Origin of the sequence: Paraburkholderia lycopersici, assembly GCF_900096975.1 — a bacterium.
Classification (GTDB): Bacteria; Pseudomonadota; Gammaproteobacteria; order Burkholderiales; family Burkholderiaceae; genus Paraburkholderia; species Paraburkholderia lycopersici.
Map to the genome: position 1 here is coordinate 39,430 of NZ_FMYQ01000039.1, position 18,548 is coordinate 57,977.

Annotated in this window: 18 protein-coding genes and 1 pseudogene; 13 read left to right on the top strand and 6 right to left on the bottom strand. The window is 62.1% G+C overall.

Going from position 1 to position 18,548, the window contains the following annotated elements; translation table 11 throughout:
* Positions 1–269: 269 nt before the first annotated feature.
* From BLU17_RS29195 to BLU17_RS29210, 4 genes are read left to right on the top strand one after another with little or no spacing between them, the layout of a single operon-like run.
* Positions 270–1,415 (top strand): DUF2827 family protein, encoded by a 1,146-nt coding sequence (locus BLU17_RS29195; RefSeq protein ID WP_092005284.1) that lies wholly within the window; start codon positions 270–272, stop codon positions 1,413–1,415.
* Complete coding sequence (locus BLU17_RS29200) at positions 1,409–2,539, top strand: DUF2827 domain-containing protein (protein WP_092005222.1); 1,131 nt, start codon at positions 1,409–1,411, stop codon at positions 2,537–2,539. The genes BLU17_RS29195 and BLU17_RS29200 overlap by 7 nt, the downstream gene beginning before the upstream one ends.
* Positions 2,540–2,544: 5 nt before the next feature.
* On the top strand, positions 2,545–3,132 hold the full coding sequence (locus BLU17_RS29205) for a hypothetical protein (RefSeq protein WP_143189375.1): 588 nt from the start codon (positions 2,545–2,547) through the stop codon (positions 3,130–3,132).
* Positions 3,129–4,283, top strand: coding sequence for a DUF2827 domain-containing protein (locus BLU17_RS29210; protein ID WP_092005228.1), 1,155 nt, complete (start codon positions 3,129–3,131; stop codon positions 4,281–4,283). Before BLU17_RS29205 ends, BLU17_RS29210 begins: the two co-directional genes overlap by 4 nt.
* A gap of 517 nt (positions 4,284–4,800) precedes the next feature.
* On the opposite strand, the gene BLU17_RS29215 is transcribed toward BLU17_RS29210, so the two are convergent.
* The 3 genes from BLU17_RS29215 to BLU17_RS29225 all read right to left on the bottom strand — a co-directional run bounded on the left by BLU17_RS29215 (position 4,801) and on the right by BLU17_RS29225 (position 7,431).
* Positions 4,801–5,697: a MarR family transcriptional regulator gene (locus BLU17_RS29215; RefSeq protein WP_176929227.1), complete on the bottom strand. Its 897-nt coding sequence runs from the start codon at positions 5,695–5,697 to the stop codon at positions 4,801–4,803.
* On the bottom strand, positions 5,690–5,950 hold the full coding sequence (locus tag BLU17_RS29220; protein WP_092005235.1) for a hypothetical protein: 261 nt from the start codon (positions 5,948–5,950) through the stop codon (positions 5,690–5,692). The genes BLU17_RS29215 and BLU17_RS29220 overlap by 8 nt, the downstream gene beginning before the upstream one ends.
* A 77-nt stretch (positions 5,951–6,027) precedes the next feature.
* Complete coding sequence (locus BLU17_RS29225; RefSeq protein WP_092005238.1) at positions 6,028–7,431, bottom strand: MFS transporter; 1,404 nt, start codon at positions 7,429–7,431, stop codon at positions 6,028–6,030.
* A gap of 279 nt (positions 7,432–7,710) precedes the next feature.
* Here BLU17_RS29225 and BLU17_RS29230 point away from each other — a divergent pair, with 279 nt between their 5' ends.
* The 9 genes from BLU17_RS29230 (at position 7,711) to BLU17_RS29270 (ending at position 15,881) form a co-directional block, all read left to right on the top strand.
* Positions 7,711–8,511 (top strand): sulfurtransferase, encoded by an 801-nt coding sequence (locus BLU17_RS29230; protein ID WP_092005242.1) that lies wholly within the window; start codon positions 7,711–7,713, stop codon positions 8,509–8,511.
* 47 nt (positions 8,512–8,558) lie between these two features.
* On the top strand, positions 8,559–9,467 hold the full coding sequence (locus BLU17_RS29235; protein ID WP_245747067.1) for a TauD/TfdA dioxygenase family protein: 909 nt from the start codon (positions 8,559–8,561) through the stop codon (positions 9,465–9,467).
* 42 nt (positions 9,468–9,509) lie between these two features.
* On the top strand, positions 9,510–10,490 hold the full coding sequence (locus BLU17_RS29240) for an ABC transporter substrate-binding protein (RefSeq protein ID WP_092005248.1): 981 nt from the start codon (positions 9,510–9,512) through the stop codon (positions 10,488–10,490).
* Positions 10,487–11,314: an ABC transporter permease gene (locus BLU17_RS29245; RefSeq protein WP_092005251.1), complete on the top strand. Its 828-nt coding sequence runs from the start codon at positions 10,487–10,489 to the stop codon at positions 11,312–11,314. The genes BLU17_RS29240 and BLU17_RS29245 overlap by 4 nt, the downstream gene beginning before the upstream one ends.
* On the top strand, positions 11,311–12,084 hold the full coding sequence (locus tag BLU17_RS29250) for an ABC transporter ATP-binding protein (RefSeq protein WP_092005254.1): 774 nt from the start codon (positions 11,311–11,313) through the stop codon (positions 12,082–12,084). Before BLU17_RS29245 ends, BLU17_RS29250 begins: the two co-directional genes overlap by 4 nt.
* 154 nt (positions 12,085–12,238) lie before the next feature.
* Positions 12,239–13,399: a porin gene (locus BLU17_RS29255; protein WP_092005256.1), complete on the top strand. Its 1,161-nt coding sequence runs from the start codon at positions 12,239–12,241 to the stop codon at positions 13,397–13,399.
* A 226-nt stretch (positions 13,400–13,625) separates the two neighbouring features.
* Positions 13,626–14,198 (top strand): TetR/AcrR family transcriptional regulator, encoded by a 573-nt coding sequence (locus tag BLU17_RS29260; RefSeq protein ID WP_092005259.1) that lies wholly within the window; start codon positions 13,626–13,628, stop codon positions 14,196–14,198.
* Between the two features lie 62 nt (positions 14,199–14,260).
* Positions 14,261–15,124: an SDR family NAD(P)-dependent oxidoreductase gene (locus tag BLU17_RS29265; RefSeq protein WP_092005262.1), complete on the top strand. Its 864-nt coding sequence runs from the start codon at positions 14,261–14,263 to the stop codon at positions 15,122–15,124.
* Between the two features lie 55 nt (positions 15,125–15,179).
* Entirely contained in the window at positions 15,180–15,881 is a 702-nt protein-coding gene (locus BLU17_RS29270; RefSeq protein ID WP_092005265.1) for an NAD(P)H-binding protein, read from the top strand.
* A 53-nt stretch (positions 15,882–15,934) separates the two neighbouring features.
* On the opposite strand, the gene BLU17_RS29275 is transcribed toward BLU17_RS29270, so the two are convergent.
* The 3 genes and pseudogenes from BLU17_RS29275 to BLU17_RS29285 form a co-directional block, all read right to left on the bottom strand.
* On the bottom strand, positions 15,935–16,693 hold the full coding sequence (locus tag BLU17_RS29275; RefSeq protein WP_092005268.1) for a BCCT family transporter: 759 nt from the start codon (positions 16,691–16,693) through the stop codon (positions 15,935–15,937).
* A gap of 197 nt (positions 16,694–16,890) precedes the next feature.
* Positions 16,891–18,318 (bottom strand): purine-cytosine permease family protein, encoded by a 1,428-nt coding sequence (locus tag BLU17_RS29280; RefSeq protein ID WP_092005271.1) that lies wholly within the window; start codon positions 18,316–18,318, stop codon positions 16,891–16,893.
* A 99-nt stretch (positions 18,319–18,417) separates the two neighbouring features.
* Positions 18,418–18,548: pseudogene (locus tag BLU17_RS29285) on the bottom strand (electron transfer flavoprotein subunit alpha/FixB family protein); the annotation flags it as partial.

An 18,548-nucleotide genomic window follows, 5' to 3' on the forward strand; every position in this document is an offset into this window, starting at 1 on the left:
GCCGACGTTCAGTGCCAGGTCGGTTGGCAGTCGGGAGGGTGTCGTCCGTTGAGGTCCTCGTGCAGATACCGAAGTTACCTGAGGTTTCAAGATTGTCCTCCCCACATTCGATCCTCCTTTTTATTCAAGGACGCGACGAGGGTGCCGTTTCTGGGGTGCCACCGATAGGCGTGGCGTCCTGTCCGACTCGCCGGGCGGAAAATTAGACGTATCGACACATATCAAGAAAAGAACATGAGAACCGCCACGAAATGGTAGGAGAAGCGACCATGCGAATTGGAATATCACTGGCCACTCGGGCAGGCCAGACTATATGGGACAATGGACTGGGGCAGAACGTGTTCTTCCTTGTGAAGTTGTTGCGTGCATTGCCCGCAGTCCGGGACGTCGTGCTACTGAATTGCGGAACCGAATCCCAGTTGTCCGACGATATCCTGGCATTACTCCCAGACCTGAAGCTGCTGTCGCCCAAAGAGGCGACCGAACTGATCGACATCGCAATCGAAATGGGGGGTGGGCTCGAAGTCGAATGGCTCGACTATTTCCGCGCGCGCGGCAAACGCGTCGTCTACTTCTGCTGTGGGCAGCCGTATGTTGGTTTGATTGAGCCTAGCGTGTTCAAGCGCGAAGGCTACTTCTCGCGCACGGACCGATGTGACGAGATCTGGATCTTGCCAAAGGACCGCGCATTCAGCCCAATGCTCGAAACCCTGCATCGATGCCCGGTATTCGAAGTTCCGTATCTATGGGATCCGATGTTCGTCGATCAGCGCGTTGGCGTATTGAACAACGCGGGGCGGCACTTTGGATTCGAGCCGACGAACGGTTCTCACGATACTCCGCGCGCGCTGCGCGTCGCGATTTTCGAGCCGAACATCTCCGTCGTGAAGTGCTGCATGGTTCCCATGTTGCTTTGCGACACGGCGTTTCGTTCTGCGCCCAATACGATTACCGATGTGTCGGTGCTCAATAGCGCTCAGTTGGAGCAGCATCCGACGTTTTTGTTCACGCGCAATGCGCTCGAATTGAATCGGGCGGACCGCGTGCACCTCGACCGCCGGCACGATTTCGCCGAATTCATGAGCCGGGCCGCCGATGCGGTTGTCGCCCATCAATGGCAGAACGACCAGAACAACCTGCATCTGGACGCACTGTACGGAGCGTATCCGCTTGTCCACAATTCAGCGTGGTTGTCCGAATACGGATACTACTACCCGGATTTCGACGTGCAAGCCGGCGCGCAGGCACTCATGCGCGCGGCACGACAGCACGACGCGGGTTTTGCGGACTACAAGCGACGCGCACTCTCATTCCTCGTCCGATTGTCTCCGCTCGCGCGAGAGAACGGCGAGCGATATTTCCAGCAATTACTTCACGTTACCGCTCGCGCTTATCACGGAGGGAAATCATGCTGAGGCCCAAACGAGTCAAGGTCGGCATCACGATCTTCCTGCGTGCCGGCCAGCAATCGATATGGGAGAACGGCATCTTCCAGAACTGCTACTTCCTGGCAATGCTGCTTAGGCAGTCGCCGATCATCGAGGCGGCTTATCTCGTCAACGGCGGCGACGGGAATCCGTCCGATGCGAAGTCGTTTCTCGAACATTCGCCGGTGCCTGTCATCGATCTCGACACCGCACGGGAAAAGCTGGATGTCGTAATCGAGTTGAGTGCCCAGTTGAATCCGGATTGGGCACGCAGCTTTCACGAGCGCGGCGGCCGCATAATCGGCATGCGCGTCGCGAATGACTACGTAATCGACATCGAGAGGATGATGTTCGGCCTGCCGCACGGGCTGCTGTTCTCCGGAACGCCGTACAGCGCGATCTGGACGCTCCCGGCATTCGAGAAGACGTGCGCCGGCTACTATGAGGCCGGCTCTCGCGCACCCGTGAAGATCATGCAACACCTGTGGAATCCGGTGCTTCTGGAGCGATCATTGAAGGTGGCCAAAGCTGACAGTACGTTTCGCTATGTGCCGGGACGATCATGTTGGCGTCTCGCGATTCTCGAGCCGAACATCTGCATGGTCAAGACGGCCCACATAGCAATGCTGATTGCGGATCTCGCGTACAGGCAGGACCCGAAATGCGTCGATTTTCTGCGTGTGTTCAATGCGATGCCGCTCAAAGAGGATGCCGTCTTTGTCGGTTTCGCGCGCAGTCTCGATCTGACGCTGCACGGGCGAGCGACCTACGAGCCGCGATTGCCAATCTACGACATCCTGACCGTGCAAGCCGATGCAGTGATCTCGCATCAATGGGAAAACGCACAGAACTATTTGTATTACGAGGCGTTGTATGGGGGGTATCCGTTGATTCACAACTCGGCGCTGATCGGCGGTTGCGGCTATCGCTACGACGGATTCGACTGCCAGGACGGCGCGCTAGCATTGCGACGCGCGTTCTCGGAGCACGACTTGAGACTGGACGACTACCGTCGCTCGGCTCGGGATTTCCTTTCATCGCTTGATCCGGAGCTGCCCGCCAACGTCGAGCAGTATAGCGCGGCAATCGCAGCGGCCTTCGAGGGCAGGTGATGCTCATGACGAGGACAATCCCGCTTCGAACTGTTGTTGCCGCGGTTCTGGTGGTCGCATTGGCATGGTCCGCCGTGTCGCCGGCAGGCAGTGTGCAGGCTCAGCCGGTGCCAGGTACGGGTTCCGGGGAGGTGCCCGCCGCACCGGCTACCGTGCTTGCGCATGCGGCCCATCAAATCGGCATTCGCCGCTGCTACGACGCTGTCGCGCAAGTCTCGGCGCGTGTGTTCGATCGCTCCACTCGTGCGGATATCTTGTTGGACTGGCAGCGTGCGAATCCCGACATCGGACCATTTTTCTCGCTGTCTGGAATCGAATTTCCTCAATCGTCGGCCTTGTTGTCACTCGTCACGGTACCTGGCATTGCCGGTGGCTGCTCGGTCGTGGCCGAGCGCATTTCCGGCGCGCCGTTGTCTTGCTCCCAAGTGGCGCGCAGCGAACTAACCGGCTATCGCGCCACCCAACTTGTCAGGTCTGTCATGGTCTATACCGAATCGAGCCGTCCGCGCGAGGCAGTCGTGCTAGTCGACACGCCGCCGTCCTGTCTGATCCTGCGCCGCCAGGTGCAATTCCAATGGGGCGCAGCACAATGACGATCGTACATTCCGACGGGCGAGGGCGGCGTGGCCCGCGTTCGCTCCGGATAGGCATCACAATCGGCCTGCATCGTGAAGACGAAAGCCTATGGGTCAACGGCATAAAACAGAATGCTCTGTACCTGATGCGGGTGTTCCAGCATTCGCCACTCCGTCATCAGGTCGTGCTGGTCAATACGACTTCCGTCGCGATTACCCGGAAGCTGCCGTGGGATCTGGAACGCTACCCGGTGCGGTGCTTCGACGATGTCAAGGACGGACTCGATATCCTGATCGAGCTCGGCGGTCAGATCAATGCCTCTCAAACCGACTACATCAAGTCATGCGGCACGAAGCTCGTCAGCTATTGCTGCGGGCCGGAGTTCGTGCAGTTGTCGGAGGCGATGATCTTCAACCGCCGGATGTCCGACTCCATCTTCATCAATCAGCGATATGACGAAGTCTGGGTCATTCCTCAAGTGGTGGAGACGAGCCTGCATTTCTTCAAGACACTGCGTCGTAGTCCGGCGCGAGAAGTGCCGTTTGTGTGGGATCCGATGTGTATCGAGGCACGCACGCGTGATTTGCCCAATCACGGCGAATATCGACCGACGGCTGCGCCGCGGCGAATATCCGTCATGGAAGCGAACATCGATGTGCTTAAGTTTTGCCTTTATCCGACGTTGATTGTTGAAAATGCATATCGGATCGTCGGCGACGAGATTTCCCATCTTCACGTCACCAATGCGGAGCATCTCGCGAAGCATAGTCCTGAATTCATCGGTATTGCGCGTTATCTGGATATCGTGCGCGACCGTAAGGTAAGCTTTGTCGGCCATTTCGAGACGCCACAGTTTTTGTCGGAACACACGGACATCGTCGTGTCCCACCAGTGGGGCCTTGCACTAAACTACTTCTACTTCGACGTGTGCTGGAACGGCTATCCGTTCGTGCACAACGCGCATCTGTGCCGCGATCTCGGCTACTACTACGCCAATAATGACGTCGACGAAGGCGCGCGGCAGCTCGTGCATGCGATTCGGAACCACGATGCCGACCTGGAGGAGTATCGAAACCGCCAGCGACGGGTCATCGCAAGCTATCTATCAACGAATACCGAGGTTGTGGCGCGCTATGACGAACTAGTGCTGCAACTGGATGCCAAGTGAATGGCTTGTACGGATGGCTTTGAAGGCAGGAGGGACGAGATGAGTCGCTGTCGGACACTGTCTGAGCAGTAGATCAAATGCGATGCGGTCTGAAGCTCGAAGATGATCGCGGGGCGATCTGGGTCCATCCAGATCGTCCGGCCTTGCGAGTCACGGCCAGGGCCCCAATCGATCCGCCATGCGTCACAGTATTCGCGAGGACGCGTCATTGGATTCGTAGAGTAATTTGGATTCCTTTGATATTTTACATAACATAAATTATCAACCGAAAATCTGTAGTAGCTTTATAGAAATGTCGTGTTCTAGCCAGACAGGGTGTGTCAGGTTTCCATGTGCAGCAGCGTCTGGATCGTTAACGTGTGAGGCAGGATTTCTCGATGCACGGCACGTCGGCATGGACGCCCTGCTGCCTCGACGTGACATGGGGACTCAAGCTGCGCGTTTCGCGGCCAAACGCGCCCATCGTTTCGCATGTTTGCTCGAGGACGCCGAGACACCGGTGGCCGACGTTTCAAAATCAAAGCGGACGGAACGGCGTGCGCGCGCGGTCTTCGAGCCGTTCATTTAACCGGTTCAATACCGTGACCAACTGCGCCTGTTCCGTGGCGTTCAGTACCGACATCAGCATTTCGTATGCGGAATCTAGACAAGGTTCGACACGATCGAGCAGCACGTTGCCTTCCGCAGTCAGTTCCATCGAAACGCCCCGGCGGCTGTCGGCGGGCGATCTCGTCAGCAGTCCGCGCGCTTCGAGCGCCCGCACGAGATGCGAAGTCGTGACCTTGTCGAGGCCAATGGCGCGCGAGAGCGTAGCCTGATCGAGTCGTGGGCACGCATTGAGCACTGTCAGTACCGAAAGCTGGCCCGGCGTGATGCCCACGCCGCAGCACGCACCTTCGAAAATCGCCGCCGAGATTTGGTGAGCACGCCGCAACAGAAAGCCGGGGCGCGCGTAAAGCAAGGCGAGGCGCTCCCTGGGCGACTTCTGCTTCGCCTGCGCAGGCGCTGCCGACGCGCGCGCGGCGACAAACGGGTTGTTCACGCTAACGTTGGCTATCGCCACATCATGCAGCCGTGCCGAATAGAGCGTCGCGCAGCCCGCCTCCGCAGCCGCCGCAACGAGCAACGCGGCTGCGAAATCAAGGCCGCTCTGCCGCGCAATCGTCCGCGCGGCGTCGAGCGTAGTGTTAGTGACACTGTGTGTCGAAGCGTACATTCGAATCGATTCGACGCATTCGTCGATCTCGTCCCAGCGCATGCCGAGCACGCTTTGCAGCACCTGTATCGTCTCCGCCATCACCTGCGCTGTGACGATGACGCCCTCGCGCACAATGCGTTCGGCGAGATCGGCTTTCGCGGCATCGCCGTCGAGCAAAAGCAGCAACACGCTGCTGTCCACGAATGCCTTAGTCACGATGCGCGCCCCCCAGATCGTCCGCGAAATAATCGGCAGGCAGGCGGCCGCGAAAGCGTCGTAGACGTTCAAGCGCATCCGAGGCGGACGTGAGCCGCACGACCTCGAAGCTCGCCGCGTCGCGCAGGCGGATCTCGACTTCTTCGCCGTCGCGAAGACCGAGCGCTTGCGCGGTCTTCGCGGGCAGGTCGAGCGTCAACGTGTTCGCGCGGCGCACGACGCGCGCGCGCCCAATAGCCTTGGTAGAGGACATGGTGAAGCGATGCGGTTAATGAAGGACGGAGGAATTATAGGGAAACGCGTCGCCGGTACGCAGCGATCGCGCTTGGTTCAGCGGCCCGCCGCCTGCCCGCTTAATTCGGCTCCGGCCCGCGCGCTCAAGCGCAAGCAGAACGGCACGCTCGACATCGCTACGCAACCGATCAACGCGAACGCGTGCGCGAAGTCGATCGCGCTCGGCTGTGCGCGCATGCCGGTCTGCGCGGAAAGGTCGACGATCACCGTCGCGACCGAAATGCCGAGCATCACCGCGAGCTGCTGCGCGGCCGTGTTCAGGGTGGTCGCGGGCGAAACCTTGCTGGCCGGCAGATCCGCATAGGCGATGGCGGCGAGCGCATTGAACTGGACCGAGCGAGAGAAACCGCCTGCGGAAACGATCACCGCTATCAGCGTAAAACCCCAGTCGGCGCGAAATGCCGCGCAGGCGATGAGCGCGGCGGAGCACAGGACACCGTTGACGATCAGCACGTTGCGAAAGCCGAAGCGGCGCAGCAAACCGGTCGTCTGCGTCTTGGTGACGAACGCGATCGCACCGCTCGCCAGCAGCACCGCACCGCTTTCGACGGCCGAATATCCGAGACCGATCTGAAGCATGAGCGGCAGCAGGAATGGCACCGCGCCATACCCCACGCGCACGAGACTGCCGGCCCAGAACGACGTGCTGAATGTCCGCGAACGCAGCAGCCCGAAGTCGAGGAGCGGACTGGCACTGCGGCGCGCGAATACGACATGGGCCGCCGTCGAGAGCGCGAACGCGGCGCCGAGCGCCAGGTAAGCCACGGCCGGAAGTTCGCGATGGCGCACCATCTCCAGCATGGCGACGAGCGCCGCGAGCGCCACGCTCAGGGTCGCCCATTCGCGTGGATTGAAGGGCATATCGTCCTCGTCGACGATCTGCGGCACGAAGCGTTTCGCGAGCAGACAGCCCGCAAGGCCCACCGGAATGTTGAGCCAGAAGATCCAGCGCCACGAAGCATACGTCGCGATGAGGCCGCCGAGCGGCGGCCCGAACAGCGGCCCAAGCATGGCTGGCGTGATCATCCATGCAAGCGCCGCGACGAGCGCCGCGCGCGGCGCGGTTCGAACGATGGCGATGCGCCCGACCGGCACCATCAGCGCACCGCTGAATCCCTGCACCGCGCGCGCGGCGATCAGTGTCGGCAGGTTGTCCGCCACGCCGCAGACCGCGGAACTCAGCACGAACATGAGCAGCGAAAACCGGAAGATCGATCGCGTCCCCCACTTGCCGGCCAGCACGCCGCTCAGCGGAATGAAGATCACGCTGCACAGCAGATAGACCGTCATGCTCAGATCGAGGCTCAGCGCGTCCACGCCAAGCGCACGCGCGATTTGCGGCACGGCCGGCGCGATGATTGTCGAATCGAGTTGCTCCATGAAAAACGCACTGCCGACCAGCAGCGAAAGCGGACGAAAGTCTGTTTTAACGTCGGCCATATCCGGCTATTGAGGTTTGCATGCTAACAATTATAAGCGGAGTCCTGCGGCAACCATCCATACGATGGCCGACTCTGCCGCGCCTCGTGATTTTGACGCCTGTTTTGATGGCCTCAAATGTGAATTTACGCTTTGCTTCAGATCAATCGATATAACTGGCGCGAGGTTTTTCCCATAGCATCCCCCCTATTCGCCAAGCAGGTTTTTCTCGCCATATGGTTAGTGTACGTACGACGAGAGGAGACACGCGACGCGCCAACATCCGACCACCCCACTGCCATGCCCCAACTTTCGTTGATCGAACCGTCGTCACTGTCCCGGCTGAGCGCCGACGCCATCGCCGTGGACCTGCGCCCGCAAGAAAAGTACTGGCAAGGCCACTTGCCGAACGCAAGGCACGTCGACGCGCTCCTCTTCGCCTTGCCGAAAACCGATGCCGCGTCGGTGCAGCAGTATGAAACGCGCCTGCGCTGGCTGCTCTCGACGCTCGGTGTGGGCCCCGATGCACAGGTGGTCGTCTACGGCGAGAGCCTCGACGGCAGCGTTGCGCGCGCCGCCTGGGGGCTGGCCTTTGCGGGCGTCGAACGCGTCGCCGTGCTGGCCGGCCCGCTCGCCGACGCCGGCGACGTCCCGCTCACACGCGACGCACCGGTTTTTGCGGCCCTGCCGTTCGCATTCGAGGCACGGCGCGCGTTGCTCGCGACGGCCGACGACATCGCCGCGACGCTTGGCAGCGCGGCCACACACATCGTCGATGCACGTGAGCTCGACGACTATCGCGGCACGCGCCCCGGCGCGGTGCGCTCCGGCCACATCCCCGGCGCGCTGCACTGGGATAACCGTCAGGAGCTCGGCGCGCACGGCGTTCTCGAAACCTCCGCAGCACTTGCAGAACGCTTCGGCGCGCTCGGCATCGCGAAGAACGAGCCGGTCGTCGTGTATTGCGGCGGCGGCCCCCGAGCATCGCGCACCTGGCTCGCGCTCAAGCACGCGGGCTATACGCAGGCAAGCGTCTATCAGGCTTCCTGGGGCGAATGGGGCGCCCGCGCGGATCTGCCCATCGAAACGTCCGCGAGCTAAGGCATTCCCGGAACCACAACACACATCCAATCCAACAGGAGTCATCCATGGCAACCCTTCTCGACGACGATTTCGAGTCGTTGCAGCAACGCTTGCTGCCGGAAAGCACCTACCGCGTGCATGGCGAGGCGCGCGCCGGCATCACGCTCGAACCGTACTCGCCGGTCGTGGGCGCGAAAGTGCGCGGGCTGCGCATCAACGGCACGGACGTCGTGCCCGGCGAAGTTCGCCAGTTCCTCAACGAGAGCTTGAGCCGTCACGGCTTCCTCGCTTTCGAGCCTGGCACGGTATCGGCCGCCGATTTCGCGCATCTTGTGCAGTTGTTTGGACACTCCGAATACATGGGCACGCCTTATACGCCTGTGGCCGAGGAAAGTTCGAACGTGAACACGATCGATTCCGAGGTCAAGAAGACGCGCATGAACTTCATCTGGCACATCGACCAGGCGTTCCGCCCCGAGCCGCCGCGCTTTACTGTGCTGTTCGGCAAGAAGGTTCCGTCGTTCGGCGGCGATACGCTGTTCTGTAATGCGCAAGCCGCTTACGACCTGCTCGATCCGCTATTCGCCCAGTACCTCGAAACGCTGTACGTCGCGCAGGACGTGGAAACGATGGGGTTTCTCACGCTCGCTTACCGCGAAGAAAAGGAACTTGCGCGGCAAAAAGCCCGCTTCCCGTGGATACGCACGCCGCTGATCCGCGTGCATCCGGAAACGGGCAAGAAGCAAATCTATGTGAACGAGCTCTATACGCAGCGCATTCTCGGGCTTTCGCGCGTGGCGAGCCAGAACATTCTCGGCATCCTGTTCGACCTGATCAAGTCGCCCGAAGTACTGACTCGCTTCCAGTGGGAAGAAGGCTCGGTCCTCGTTTGGGACAACCGCGTCGTGCAGCATCGCGGCGTCGGCGATTACGGCTCCGGCCACCGCGTGCTGCTGCGCGCCGTGGTCGAGTGACGGCACGGCACAACCATCATCCTCACGCTAAGGAAATTATTGATGAATCGCCGTGAAGCACTCAAAAGCCTCGCCGCGCTTGGACTCGGCACCGCAGCGGGCCGCGCCGCGGCGGCCAGCGGCACCGCCGCATCCAGCAGGCCCGTGCGCATCACGCTGCCTTCGGCGGGCAGCGCCGGCTCGGTCTGGCGTCCGCTGATCGACCAGAATCATTTCGACCAGGGCCTCGACCTGCACTGGGTAACCGCCGATCCGGGCAGCATGCAGGTGCAGCTCACGGCCGGTTCTCTCGACGTGGGCGTGTTCGGCGCAGTCGGGTTGGCGACGCTCGCCAGCAAAGGCAGCGATATCGTGCTGTTCGGACCCGCACTGAACAATCACGGACGCTGGCTCGTGAAGGCCAACAGCCCTTATCGGACGCCGCGCGATCTGATCGGCAAGGCAATCGCGTCGACGGCAGAAACCAGCGAAACCTGGCAGCAGGCGCTGATTGCCGCACACCTCGACGGCCTGGACCTGCACAAGGATTTCAAGGTCATCCATGGCTCGCCCACGGCGAATCTCGCGTTGTTCCAGCGCGGCGACGTCGAAGCGATCGTCACGCTCGAGCCCACGGCAAGCCGGCTCGTCGGGCAAGGTGCGCGTGAGATCGCCCGCGTCGCCGATATCTGGAAGCACGCGACGGGCGAGCGCAATTCGCCACCCCTCGTCGGCCTCGCGGCGAGCCGGCGTTGGCTCGATGCGAATCGCGATACCGCGCAACGCATCGTGACGATGTTCGTCGAAGTCAACCGCTTCGTGCACCAGCATCCGCAGTCGCTCACGCAGATCGCGACGCAAATCGGGCTCAAATCCGACGAAACCGCTGCTGCGGCGTTGCTGCCGCAACGCCTGGCCGACGCGTATGCAACGACTTGGGATGCCGAGACGTTCGCCACGATCGACCGGCAGATCGACACGGCCGCGTCAATCGGCATCCTGGCCAGAAAGCCGGACCGGAAAATCTACACGCAACTATCATGAGCGATGCCGTCAAGTCTTCCCTGGCACGTCCCGCCGCGCCGCTGCGGCGGGCGGTATTCCTGCGCCCGCTCGCGGAGCGCGTACTGCCTTCGCTGCTGTACTTCGTCGTGCTGCTCGCCGCGTGGGAAGCGATGGCGCGCAGTCTTCATTCGCCGCTCGTGCCCGATGTGCGCGCCATCTACGCCCAGTTCGTCGAGATCGTTGCGAACGGCAGTGCCTTCGTGCAGATCTGGCTCACGTTCGCGCGTATGGCGCTCGGCTTCGTACTTGCGCTTTTGGTCGCCCTGCCCGTTGGCATCGTCACGGCGCGCTCGAAAGTGCTCGCGCGTTTCGTCGAGCCCGGCATCACGCTCGGCCTTACGGTGCCGGGTCTCGTATGGGCGCTGCTGTGCGTCATCTGGTTCGGTACGAGTCTGCTGTCGCCCGTCATTTCCGTGGCGCTCGGCGTGCTGCCTTCGCTTGTCATCTCCGTCAAGGAAGGCATTCACTCATTGAGTGGCGAACTCATGGAGATGGCGCACGTCTTTCGCCTCAAGCGCATCACTGTGTTGCGAAGGATCTGGCTGCCGCTGCTCTACGCGTTCATCGTGCCAGGCACTCGCGTGGGCTTTTCGATTGCCTGGAAAGTAATCGTGCTCGTCGAAATCTTTGGCATGTCCGATGGCGTGGGCTATCAGCTCAACGCGCAATTCAGCACGCAAAACGTGGAAGGCGTGATCGCGTGGACGATCGCGTTCTGGGCGACGATGCTCGTCGTCGAGCATCTGATCTTCGCGCCAATCGAACATCACGCCAATCGCTGGAAGAAAAGGACCGTCGCATGAGCAGAAGCATCACCATCGAATGCGTGCGCAAGACGTTTCGCCGCTCCGCGCACGGCAACGGACTGACGGTTTTCGAAGGCATCGATCTGCATATTCCTGCCGGGCAGCTCGTGGCGCTCGTCGGACCTTCGGGCTGTGGGAAATCCACGCTGCTCAACATGATCGCGGGCCTCGACACGCCAACGGCGGGCGCGATCCGCTTCGGTGATGGCCGCTCGCGCGCCGTGCCGGAACTGAGCGTGGTGTTCCAGCAGCCGCGCTTGATCGACTGGCTGCGCGTGGAAGAGAACATTTCGATTGCGTTCGACCGTGTGCGCGAGGTGTCGCGTGAAGAGCCGGATCCGGCTACGCGCGAAGCCACCACGCACGATTTGCTCGCAAAGGTGGGCCTGCTCGGCCACCGGCGCTCGTATCCGCAATTTCTTTCTGGCGGACAGAAGCAGCGGGTCGCAATTGCGCGCGCCTTTGCCGTGCATCCCGACGTGCTGTTGCTCGACGAACCGTTCAGTGCGCTCGACGAACTCACCGCGCGCAAGCTGCGTGAACTGCTTCAGGAGATGTGGGTCGGCGAGGAAGAACGTCGTCCGACTGGCGTGCTCGTCACGCACAACATGCTGGAAGCCGCGTTTCTTTGCGATCGCATCTACGTGATCGGCAGGCAGTCGGGGGGCATTGTCGCAACGATCGACGTGGACGTGCCGCGTCCACGCAATCCCGACGACCCCGCGCTGTTCGAAGTGCATCGCGCGATCATGCAAGCGCTCGAATAAGCGCTTCGCGCCGGGGACGCTGGTCCGCCGGCCAATACCCTGCCGTGCGCGAGGCGGATTCGACAATCCGTTTCTTCCTTGGCGTCGTATCGCCAGGGTGCGTGTCGGCTATTCACGACAACATCGATTCCCCCGCACGCCGGGTTCCTACGACATGAAAACTCTTACCGTCCGCGAGCGCGCGCTGCGTCTCGCCGCCATCGCTCTCTTCGTGCTTGCCGCCGACGCGCACGCGCAAAGCAGTGTCAGCCTCTACGGCATCGTCGAAGACGGCCTCATCTATACGAACAACCAGAAAGGCGGCGCGACGCTTCAGGCGACCACCGGCGCGACGAACACGAGTCGTTTCGGCTTGCGGGGCACGGAAGACCTCGGCGGCGGATATCGTGCGATTTTCACGCTCGAAAACGGCTTCGACACGTCTACAGGGAAGCTCGGTCAAGGCGGTTTGCTGTTTGGCCGGACCGCTATGGTTGGTATCGCCTCGCCTTACGGAACAATCACTGCGGGGCGCCAGTACGAACCGGTCAGCGAATATGTCGGTTTGCTGAGCAGCGCGCTGCAATGGGCGGGCTGGACCGGCGCGCATCCGGGCGACATCGACAACATGCAGTCGACGATTCGCTTCAATAATTCCCTGGCCTATACGAGCCCAACGTGGGACGGATTCTCCTTCAAGGCGATGTTCGCGCCGGGCGGCGTGGCCGGCGCGTTCGAGCGCCAACGCGCGTTAAGTTTCGGCGCGGGCTGGCAAGGCGCGTTCGGCGGTGTGGCCGCCGCGTATCTCAACATGAACGATCCGTCCGTGTCGGCATATGGCGGCACGGTGCTGCCTGGGCAGCCGGGCTATACGAGCCCCGTGACTAGCCCGATCTACAGCGGTTACGCATCCGCCGGCACATTGCAAATCGTTGGCGTGGGCGCGAACGCGACGCTCGCGGGCGTGCGTCTCGACGCGATCTATACGAACACACGCTATCAAGACGTGCTGCCCACGGGAACCACGCCGTTCCGCGGCGGCACCGCGCAGTTCAATACGGTCGAAGTCAACGGAAGCTATCGATTCACACCGCAACTGCTGATGGGCTCTGCGTTCATTTACACGAAGGGCGAGACGGCGAAATACACACAGGTGAATCTCGGCGCGGATTACTCGCTTTCGAGACGAACCGATATTGGGCTCGTCGGCGTTTGGCAGCACGCGATGGGTACCGACTCGACGGGCAAATCCGCCGTAGCGAATATCGCGAGTCTCAGCGCGTCGAGTACACCCAATCAGGTGGCGGTTCGGCTGAATCTGCGTCATCGTTTTTGACCTCGGACGCCGTTCAAACGTCCGCGAAATCTCCACCCGAAGCGTGTGGGTAATTCGGCCTGGACTGCGGTCGCTACGGTTGCTACGGTCGTATAAGGCTCCGCGAGCAGGCAATGACCGACTTTCCGGTGATCCTCTGCTTTCATGCCGCGAACGCCTTGCCGTCAGCGAAGAAGTCACTGTATGATTGAGCAATCACTCAATCATACAGTCCGCTGCCTTTCCCATGGCCCGCCCGAAAAGCGAAGACAAGCGCAACGCCATTCTTGCCGCCGCCGTCCACGTGATGGCGGAACAGGGGCTGGGCGCGCCCACGGCCAGGATAGCGAAGATGGCGGGCGTCGCCGAAGGCACGCTCTTCACTTATTTCGACAACAAGGACGAACTACTCAACGCGATCTATCTCGCCATCAAGGCCGAACTGGGCGAGGCGCTCGTGCCCGACTTCCCGCGCGACGCCGGCATGCGCGAACGGACGCACCATCTGTGGCGGCGCTACGTCGACTGGGGCGTCGCGAATCCGGACAAGCGCAAGGTCATGCTGGTCCTGAGCACATCCGAACGCATCACCGAGCACGCTCGCACAACCGGCATGCGGGCCTTCGCGGAGGCAGGCGCGCTCATCGAGAACTGCATCGCCCAAGGGCATTTGCACGACCACTCCCCGGCTTTCGCCTCGGCGATCATGGGCGCGCTCGCCGAAACGACGATGGACTTCATCGTGCGCGAACCCGCGCAGCGCGAGTATTACTGCGAGGCCGGTTTCAACGCTTTCTGGAACGCCGTCGCGCATCCCTGAGTGCTTTTTTTGGCTCATTAATGAGTGTGTACGCACTCATATACGTAAGTAAGGAGCTCATCATGTCGAAAGTCTGGTTGGTCACCGGCAGTGCACGCGGCCTCGGCCGCCATATCGTAGAAACCGCGCTGGACGCGGGGGAGCGCGTGCTAGCCACCGCACGCGATCCGCAGCGGCTCGACGACCTCGCGGCGCGCCATGGCGACCGCGTGAAGACCGCGGCGCTCGACGTCGCCGATCCGGCGGCGGCGCGCGCCGCCGTACAGACCGCACTCGACGCGTTCGGGCGCATCGACGTGCTCGTCAACAACGCGGGGTTCGGCCACATCTCGCCCTTCGAGCAAAGTCCCGAAGACGACTTCCGCGCGCAGATCGACACGAACTTCTATGGCGTCGTCAACGTCACGCGGGCGGTACTGCCTGTCATGCGCGCGCAGAAGTCCGGGCATATCCTCCACGTATCGTCTGTCGGCGGCCGGCTGGGCACCGCCGGGCTTGCCGCTTACCAGTCGGCCAAATGGGCGGTCGGCGGATTTACCGAAGTGCTGCGCCAGGAACTCGCGCCCATCGGTATCCATATGACGGCGCTCGAACCCGGCGGCATGGCGACGGACTGGGGCACCGAAGCCGGTGCCCACATCCCCCCGCTGCTGCCCGAGTACGAGCCGTCGATCGGTGCGCTGCTGAAGCTCTTCGCCGACCACGTGGGCAAGGAACGCAGCGATCCGGCGCGCGTCGCGCAAGTGGTGCTGCAACTGACGCGCCACGACGATCCGCCCGCCCACCTGCTGCTCGGCAGCGACGCGCTGCAGTTCTCGAACGCCGCCGACGCCGCGCGCGCCGCCGAGAGTGAACGCTGGCGCGACGTCACGCTGTCCACCGATTTCGGCGCTGCGGGCGTGCTCGCCGCCATGCCGCGCAACTGAGCAAACGAGACGCGTCCTGTGCGCTCGTCGACGACAAACGTGATTCGGGAAACTTATGAAAGTGCTGATCTACGGCGCGACCGGCATGGTCGGCCAGGGCGTGCTGCGCGAATGCCTGCGTGCGGATGATGTCGAACTCGTGCGCGCGGTCGGACGTCGCGAAACGGGCGTTCGTCACGCGAAGCTGTGCGAAACGCTGTTGCCCGATCTGGCCGACAGCCGCGCGGCCGAATCCGAACTGACGGGCTTCGATGCGTGCTTTTTCTGTCTCGGCGTGTCGTCGGTCGGCATGTCGGAGGCCGATTATTCGCGCGTGACGTATGACCTCACGATGGCGATCGCCGGCACATTGGCGCGCCTGAATCCGGAGATGACGTTCGTCTACGTCTCGGGCGCGGGCACCGACAGCGGCGGCCGCGGCCGCAGTATGTGGGCGCGCGTGAAAGGACGAACCGAGAACGCGTTGCGGCAGTCGGGATTTCGCGCGGTGTACCTGTTCCGGCCCGGCGCGATCGAACCGCTCGAAGGCATACGCTCGAAGACGCGCCTCTATCACGTGCTATATGTGCTGATGAAGCCGGCCTGGCCGCTGTTGCGAGCGGCACTCGGCGACCGGCTGGTGACGACCGCCGACGTGGGACAGGCGATGCTCGCCGTTGCGAGACGCGGCGCGGCCACGGCGGTGCTGGAAGCGCGGGAATTACACGCGCTCGCCAGGGCCGAGGCGCCGAACGCCGGCAAGCGCAACGCCGCATGAAGCGGCGCTTGCCGGAACCACTGGGCGTGTTCCCCGCGGCTGGCAAGCACGCGTTACATCAGCGTGAGCCGTTGCCTGTCGGTCAGCCGTTTGCTGTTGAGCGGCGCCTTGGAGAAGATCATGGCGAGCGGCACCAGCGTGAGCATGATGCACCAGAACAACCGGTCTGCCGGAGCCGGGTCTTCGCCTTCGGCCAGATCGCGCGTGCAGGTCGCCGACACGGCATAGCCCACCGCGTCCATGTGCGCCGCAAGGAACACGGCCATTGCGATCAGGAAGAACGCCATCACGAGACGGCCTGCCGGCAACTGGCCGAGCAGCATGCCGATCGCCACTTCGCCGCCCTGCTGGTTCAGCACGCCCGGCACGTTGACGATGCCGGTGATGAAATGGTGCAGGCTGTAGTTTTCCAGCACGCCGAACACGAACCACGCGCCGACACAGCCGCCCAGCATCAAGGCCACGATGACTTCGCGAATGGTGCGTCCGCGCGAGACGCGCGTCACGAAAAGCGCGACACCCGGTGCATACGAAATCCACCACAACCAATAGAACACGGTCCACTCGCGGGTGAATTTGCCGTCGCCCATCGGGTCGGTGAACAAGCTCATGTCGACGAAGTTGGTCAACATGAGGCCCATGCTGGACAGCGAATTGCTCGTAATGAACTGGGTCGGCCCGACCAGGTAGATGTAGACGGTCAATGCCAGCACGCCCCAGCACACCATGTGGCTAAGGCGCTTCATGCCGCCGTCCATGCCGACCCACGAGCTCAGCGTGAACAGCACCGATACCGCGACGATGACGATCACCGGAAATTAGCGCTCGCGGCGTTGAGGCATTGAACACGAGACGTGAACAATCGTCTGCGAGGCGCGGCGTGCCGCAGCCGTGAGAGTCGCCGCGCCAGTGTTTTCTTCGAGACGATGAGCTTCGGTGCACCACCCGCCACTCGCCCCCCGCCACCAGCTACCCGCGGATGCGGACGCGCTCCCTGCGCTTTACTCTGTCATGCGTCGCCCAGCGTATTGGGCAAGATGAGCCGGTCCGGTACGCGAGACTGCACAAAATGCGTGGCCGCGTAGTACAGCACAGCGGGCACGACGATGCCGACGATCCATGAGATATCGACTCCGCCGAGCGCGTCGACCCAGCGTCCCGTATAAAACCCCGTGGCGACGAACGGCATCTGCACCAGCACTCCGACCACATAAACGGCGATGCCGACCAGATTCCAGCGTCCATAGCGGCCATTCGCATCGAAGAGAGCCGGTACGTCGTAGCGCTCGCGTGTAACCCAGTAGTAATCGACGAGGTTGATCGCGCTCCACGGCGTAAAGAACACCAGAAGGAACAGCAGGAAGGACGAGAACGTCTTCAGGAACGAATGCTGTCCGGCAAGTGCGAGCGCACTCGATACGCCTACCGAGAGGATCACGAAAGCAAGTCGCGCACCGCGGGAAATCTCACGGCGCTGACCCAGCCCGGTGACGATCGTGGCCACCGACATGACGCTGCCATATGCATTGAGCGTCGTGATGGTGAGCTTGCCGAGCGCGATCGTGAAATAGAGGATCGTGGCGATGATTCCCGTTGCGCCGAGGCCAACGATGAACGCCACCTCGTGTCCATCGAAACGGCTGCCTGCGAGTGCGGCGGCCAGCACGCCGAACGTCATCGACACCTGCGCGCCCGTCACCGTGCCGCAAAAAACGGCCAGAAAAGTCCTGAGCGCCGAGACGGACTTCGGCAGATAGCGCGAATAATCGGCAACGTAGGGACCGTAAGCGATTTGCCACGATGCCGACAGCGAAACGGCGAGCAGGAACGAGGCTACCGTGAAGTGCCGGTTGGCGAGCAGCGTGCTCCAGGCGTGACCATTCAACAGGTTCGAAAAGAGATACAGAAAGGCAAGCGTACCGATGACGCTCGAAACGCGGCCCATGGCGTGAATGATTCGATAGCCGAGTCCCGTGAGGAGGATCACGACCGCGGCAAAGATGAGGATCGCCACGGTATTGTTCACGCCCAGCAATTCGCCTATCGCCTGACCGGCAAGCACCGTGCCGCCCGCAGAGAAACCCACGTACATCACGCAGACCAGCGCAAGCGGAATGATGGCGCCATAGACGCCGAACTGCACGCGGCTCGAAATCATTTGCGGCAAGCCGAGTTTCGGGCCCTGAGCGCCGTGCAGCGCCATCACGGCGCCGCCCAGTATCTGACCGACGAGCAGCCCCACCAGCGACCAGAACACGTCGCCGCCCAGCACGACGGCGAGTGCGCCGACCACGACGGCTGTGATCTGGAGGTTCGCACCGAACCAGAGGGTGAACTGGCTGAACAGATTGCCGTGACGCTCGGCTTCGGGAATGTAGTCGATCGAACGCCGCTCGATCAGCGTGGCTCTTTCACTACGTGATGCGGTGCAGTCCATGTTTGCGCTCCTCTTCGTAAGGGAACTGCTGCAGGGTCGTGCCTGCGCGCCATACTGCCGGGACGGTGCGCGAGGCGTTGGTCAGACGGTCAATGTGGTTCAGATATGCGCGGCGAGCGTCGGCGCGATGACGTTCAGGTCGCCGACGAGGCCATAGTCGGCCACGCTGAAGATCGGCGCCTCTTCGTCCTTGTTGATCGCGACGATCACCTTCGAGTCCTTCATGCCGG